This window comes from Xanthomonas sp. NCPPB 1067 (assembly GCF_020783795.1).
Taxonomy (GTDB): Bacteria; Pseudomonadota; Gammaproteobacteria; order Xanthomonadales; family Xanthomonadaceae; genus Xanthomonas; species Xanthomonas melonis.
In genome coordinates this window covers 1-5905 of record NZ_JAJGQG010000053.1, presented here as the reverse complement: position 1 = coordinate 5905, position 5905 = coordinate 1, and the positions used below count along the sequence as shown (strand labels likewise).

General features: G+C 54.1%; 1 protein-coding gene, 2 tRNA genes and 3 rRNA genes. All 6 read left to right on the top strand.

What is annotated here, in order from left to right; all coding sequences use genetic code 11:
* Positions 1-228, top strand: a 228-nt coding sequence (locus LL962_RS20585; protein WP_228318249.1) for a hypothetical protein, incomplete at its 5' end; no start/stop codon positions are given.
* 230 nt (positions 229-458) lie between these two features.
* Positions 459-2005 (top strand): 16S ribosomal RNA (locus tag LL962_RS20580).
* 94 nt (positions 2006-2099) lie between these two features.
* Positions 2100-2175, top strand: a tRNA-Ala gene (locus tag LL962_RS20575).
* Between the two features lie 76 nt (positions 2176-2251).
* Positions 2252-2328, top strand: a tRNA-Ile gene (locus tag LL962_RS20570).
* 226 nt (positions 2329-2554) lie between these two features.
* A 23S ribosomal RNA gene (locus LL962_RS20565) occupies positions 2555-5435 on the top strand.
* Between the two features lie 173 nt (positions 5436-5608).
* Positions 5609-5723, top strand: a 5S ribosomal RNA gene (gene rrf, locus LL962_RS20560).
* Together the 16S, 23S and 5S rRNA genes with 2 tRNA genes alongside form the textbook arrangement of a ribosomal RNA operon.
* Positions 5724-5905 lie beyond the last annotated feature (182 nt).

The window sequence follows — 5905 nt, the reverse complement described above, 5'->3', positions numbered from 1 at the left end:
GGTGTTGACGAAACGCAAAAGCCGGCTATGATGGGCGGCTCGCAACACGGAAAGACGCTACGGCGGATTGAGGTGATGCGGCGGCAACTTCCTTTTCACGAGGGGTTGACGAGGATGAAAAGCCTGCTAATATGGCCGGCTCGCTTCGCAGAAAACCTTCGGGTCGACACGAAGCAGCGTCAACCACCTCGAAATGAGGTGTTGACGGCAAGAAAAAGTCCGCTATAATGGGCGGCTCGCTTCGACGGAAACGACGAAGCTGACGGGAACGGCGCTGAGGCCACTTCCCCATGTTCTTTGACAGTGTGCGCAGGTAATTTGTGCGGACGCCTGCAGGAAGGATGATTGTCCATCTTGCAGACGTTTAATCAAGCAACATATTAATTGCTTTGCAAGCGATAAGTTGCCAGTGGTTGGACTTCTGCAGCTAAGAGTATTTGCCTTCGGGCATGTAATTTTAAGTGAAGAGTTTGATCCTGGCTCAGAGTGAACGCTGGCGGCAGGCCTAACACATGCAAGTCGAACGGCAGCACAGTAAGAGCTTGCTCTTATGGGTGGCGAGTGGCGGACGGGTGAGGAATACATCGGAATCTACTCTTTCGTGGGGGATAACGTAGGGAAACTTACGCTAATACCGCATACGACCTACGGGTGAAAGCGGAGGACCTTCGGGCTTCGCGCGATTGAATGAGCCGATGTCGGATTAGCTAGTTGGCGGGGTAAAGGCCCACCAAGGCGACGATCCGTAGCTGGTCTGAGAGGATGATCAGCCACACTGGAACTGAGACACGGTCCAGACTCCTACGGGAGGCAGCAGTGGGGAATATTGGACAATGGGCGCAAGCCTGATCCAGCCATGCCGCGTGGGTGAAGAAGGCCTTCGGGTTGTAAAGCCCTTTTGTTGGGAAAGAAAAGCAGTCGGTTAATACCCGATTGTTCTGACGGTACCCAAAGAATAAGCACCGGCTAACTTCGTGCCAGCAGCCGCGGTAATACGAAGGGTGCAAGCGTTACTCGGAATTACTGGGCGTAAAGCGTGCGTAGGTGGTGGTTTAAGTCTGTTGTGAAAGCCCTGGGCTCAACCTGGGAATTGCAGTGGATACTGGGTCACTAGAGTGTGGTAGAGGGTAGCGGAATTCCCGGTGTAGCAGTGAAATGCGTAGAGATCGGGAGGAACATCCGTGGCGAAGGCGGCTACCTGGACCAACACTGACACTGAGGCACGAAAGCGTGGGGAGCAAACAGGATTAGATACCCTGGTAGTCCACGCCCTAAACGATGCGAACTGGATGTTGGGTGCAATTTGGCACGCAGTATCGAAGCTAACGCGTTAAGTTCGCCGCCTGGGGAGTACGGTCGCAAGACTGAAACTCAAAGGAATTGACGGGGGCCCGCACAAGCGGTGGAGTATGTGGTTTAATTCGATGCAACGCGAAGAACCTTACCTGGTCTTGACATCCACGGAACTTTCCAGAGATGGATTGGTGCCTTCGGGAACCGTGAGACAGGTGCTGCATGGCTGTCGTCAGCTCGTGTCGTGAGATGTTGGGTTAAGTCCCGCAACGAGCGCAACCCTTGTCCTTAGTTGCCAGCACGTAATGGTGGGAACTCTAAGGAGACCGCCGGTGACAAACCGGAGGAAGGTGGGGATGACGTCAAGTCATCATGGCCCTTACGACCAGGGCTACACACGTACTACAATGGTAGGGACAGAGGGCTGCAAACCCGCGAGGGTAAGCCAATCCCAGAAACCCTATCTCAGTCCGGATTGGAGTCTGCAACTCGACTCCATGAAGTCGGAATCGCTAGTAATCGCAGATCAGCATTGCTGCGGTGAATACGTTCCCGGGCCTTGTACACACCGCCCGTCACACCATGGGAGTTTGTTGCACCAGAAGCAGGTAGCTTAACCTTCGGGAGGGCGCTTGCCACGGTGTGGCCGATGACTGGGGTGAAGTCGTAACAAGGTAGCCGTATCGGAAGGTGCGGCTGGATCACCTCCTTTTGAGCATGACGTCATCGTCTTGCGGGCGTCCTCACAAATTACCTGCATTCAGAGATGCGTACCGGCACAGGTCGGTATGCGAAAGTCCCATCATGGGGCCTTAGCTCAGCTGGGAGAGCACCTGCTTTGCAAGCAGGGGGTCGTCGGTTCGATCCCGACAGGCTCCACCAGATTCGCAGATCCCTCTGCAATAGCCCGCACATCCGTGTGCGGACTGTCCAGGGAAAAGCGAGAGCACTAGACTTTGGGTCTGTAGCTCAGGTGGTTAGAGCGCACCCCTGATAAGGGTGAGGTCGGTGGTTCGAGTCCTCCCAGACCCACCACTCTGAATGTAGTGCACACTCAAGAATTTATACGGATCAGCGTTGAGGCTGGTACGTGTTCTTTTATAACTTATGACGTAGCGAGCGTTTGAGATATCTATCTAAACGTGTCGTTGAGGCTAAGGCGGGGACTTCGAGTCCCTAGAAATTGAGTCGTATGTTCGCGTTGGTGGCTTTGTACCCCACACAACACGTCATATAGCTCCGAGGCAACTTGGGGTTATATGGTCAAGCGAATAAGCGCACACGGTGGATGCCTAGGCGGTCAGAGGCGATGAAGGACGTGGTAGCCTGCGAAAAGTGTCGGGGAGCTGGCAACAAGCTTTGATCCGGCAATGTCCGAATGGGGAAACCCACTGCTTCGGCAGTATCCTGCAGTGAATTCATAGCTGCTGGAAGCGAACCCGGTGAACTGAAATATCTAAGTAACCGGAGGAAAAGAAATCAACCGAGATTCCCTAAGTAGTGACGAGCGAACGGGGAGCAGCCCTTAAGCTGGAATGGCTTTAGAAAAACAATCTGGAAAGATTGGCCATAGAAGGTGATAGCCCTGTATTTAAAAGGGCCACTCCAGTGAAGACGAGTAGGGCGGGGCACGTGAAACCCTGTCTGAATATGGGGGGACCATCCTCCAAGGCTAAATACTCCTGACCGACCGATAGTGAACCAGTACCGTGAGGGAAAGGCGAAAAGAACCCCGGAGAGGGGAGTGAAATAGATCCTGAAACCGTGTGCGTACAAGCAGTAGGAGCTCGCAAGAGTGACTGCGTACCTTTTGTATAATGGGTCAGCGACTTACTGTTCGTGGCAAGCTTAACCGTATAGGGGAGGCGAAGGGAAACCGAGTCTGATAAGGGCGCATAGTCGCGGGCAGTAGACCCGAAACCGGGTGATCTAGTCATGGCCAGGGTGAAGGTGCCGTAACAGGTACTGGAGGCCCGAACCCACGTCTGTTGCAAAAGACGGGGATGAGCTGTGATTAGGAGTGAAAAGCTAATCGAACCCGGAGATAGCTGGTTCTCCTCGAAAGCTATTTAGGTAGCGCCTCATATGTATCCTCTCGGGGGTAGAGCACTGTTATGGCTAGGGGGTCATCGCGACTTACCAAACCATTGCAAACTCCGAATACCGAGACGGACTGTATGGGAGACACACGGCGGGTGCTAACGTCCGTCGTGAAAAGGGAAACAACCCAGACCCACAGCTAAGGTCCCAAATTCACTGCTAAGTGGAAAACGATGTGGAAAGGCATAGACAGCCAGGAGGTTGGCTTAGAAGCAGCCACCCTTTAAAGAAAGCGTAATAGCTCACTGGTCGAGTCGGTCTGCGCGGAAGATTTAACGGGGCTAAGCAGTGAACCGAAGCTTGGGGTGCATAAAACTTGTTTTATGCGCGGTAGAGGAGCGTTCCGTAAGCCTGCGAAGGTGGATTGAGAAGTCTGCTGGAGGTATCGGAAGTGCGAATGCTGACATGAGTAACGATAATGCGGGTGAAAAGCCCGCACGCCGAAAGCCCAAGGTTTCCTTGCGCAACGTTAATCGACGCAGGGTTAGTCGGTCCCTAAGGCGAGGGCGAAAGCCGTAGTCGATGGGAAGCAGGTTAATATTCCTGCACCTCGCGTGAGTGCGATGGAGGGACGGAGAAGGTTAGGTGTACCGGGCGTTGGTTGTCCCGGGGAAAGGCGGTAGGTTTGGATCTTTGGCAAATCCGGGATCCTTTAAGACCGAGCACCGAGACGAGCCTTTATGGCGAAGTCACTGATACCACGCTTCCAGGAAAAGCTCCTAAGCTTCAGCTCACGAAGACCGTACCGTAAACCGACACAGGTGGGTAGGATGAGAATTCTCAGGCGCTTGAGAGAACTCGGGTGAAGGAACTAGGCAACATGGCACCGTAACTTCGGGAGAAGGTGCACCCTTTTTGGTGGCTCGTGCGAGCTATAGCTGAAGAGGGTCGCAGAAACCAGGCCGCTGCGACTGTTTATCAAAAACACAGCACTCTGCAAACACGAAAGTGGACGTATAGGGTGTGACGCCTGCCCGGTGCTGGAAGGTTAATTGATGGGGTCAGCCGCAAGGCGAAGCTCTTGATCGAAGCCCCAGTAAACGGCGGCCGTAACTATAACGGTCCTAAGGTAGCGAAATTCCTTGTCGGGTAAGTTCCGACCTGCACGAATGGCGTAACGACAGCGGCGCTGTCTCCACCCGAGACTCAGTGAAATTGAAATCGCTGTGAAGATGCAGCGTTCCCGTGGCAAGACGGAAAGACCCCGTGAACCTTTACTATAGCTTTACACTGAACGTTGAGTTCGTCTGTGTAGGATAGGTGGGAGGCTATGAAACTGTGGCGCTAGCTGCAGTGGAGCCATCCTTGAAATACCACCCTGTCGTGCTTGACGTTCTAACCTAGGTCCGTTATCCGGATCAGGGACCGTGTATGGTGGGTAGTTTGACTGGGGCGGTCTCCTCCTAAAGAGTAACGGAGGAGCACGAAGGTACGCTCAGCGCGGTCGGACATCGCGCACTGTGTGCAAAGGCATAAGCGTGCTTGACTGCAAGATCGACGGATCAAGCAGGTACGAAAGTAGGTCTTAGTGATCCGGTGGTTCTGTATGGAAGGGCCATCGCTCAACGGATAAAAGGTACTCCGGGGATAACAGGCTGATACCGCCCAAGAGTTCATATCGACGGCGGTGTTTGGCACCTCGATGTCGGCTCATCACATCCTGGGGCTGTAGTCGGTCCCAAGGGTATGGCTGTTCGCCATTTAAAGTGGTACGCGAGCTGGGTTCAGAACGTCGTGAGACAGTTCGGTCCCTATCTGCCATGGGCGTTGGAAGTTTGAGAGGGGCTGCTCCTAGTACGAGAGGACCGGAGTGGACGAACCTCTGGTGTTCCGGTTGTCACGCCAGTGGCATTGCCGGGTAGCTATGTTCGGAAGCGATAACCGCTGAAAGCATCTAAGCGGGAAGCGCGCCTCAAGATGAGACTTCCCGGGGCACAAGCCCCCTAAAGGAACCATGTAGACTACGTGGTTGATAGGTCAGGTGTGTAAGTACAGCAATGTATTGAGCTAACTGATACTAATGATCCGTGCGGCTTGACCATATAACCTCAAGTTGCCTTGGTCCCAACGAACGTTGGTAGATCATCAAATGCAAGCTACGTCATAAGTTACCTATGCGAGACGGGCGCCGTACGCGCTTCCCTTCGCAAGAGCCTGCACTTCCTTGTGCAGACTTTTGAAGAGAAGCAAAAACTGGCGCCGCTCCAACCGTCTCCCTGGTGAAATTAGCGCTGTGGAACCACCCGATCCCATCCCGAACTCGGAAGTGAAACGCAGCTGCGCCGATGGTAGTGTGGCTCAAGCCATGCGAGAGTAGGTCATCGCCAGGGGCTTTACCCCAAACCCTCAGTCCTCACGGACTGGGGGTTTGTTCTTTGCGCAAAACAAAAATCCAACACCAACCACATCCCGCCATGACGCGGACCTGGCGCAGGTAACGGCACGCAGCGACCACAAGTCGGCTCACCGCCGCACTCACACCTCGACGCGCGCCACCCACACACAGCCGCGC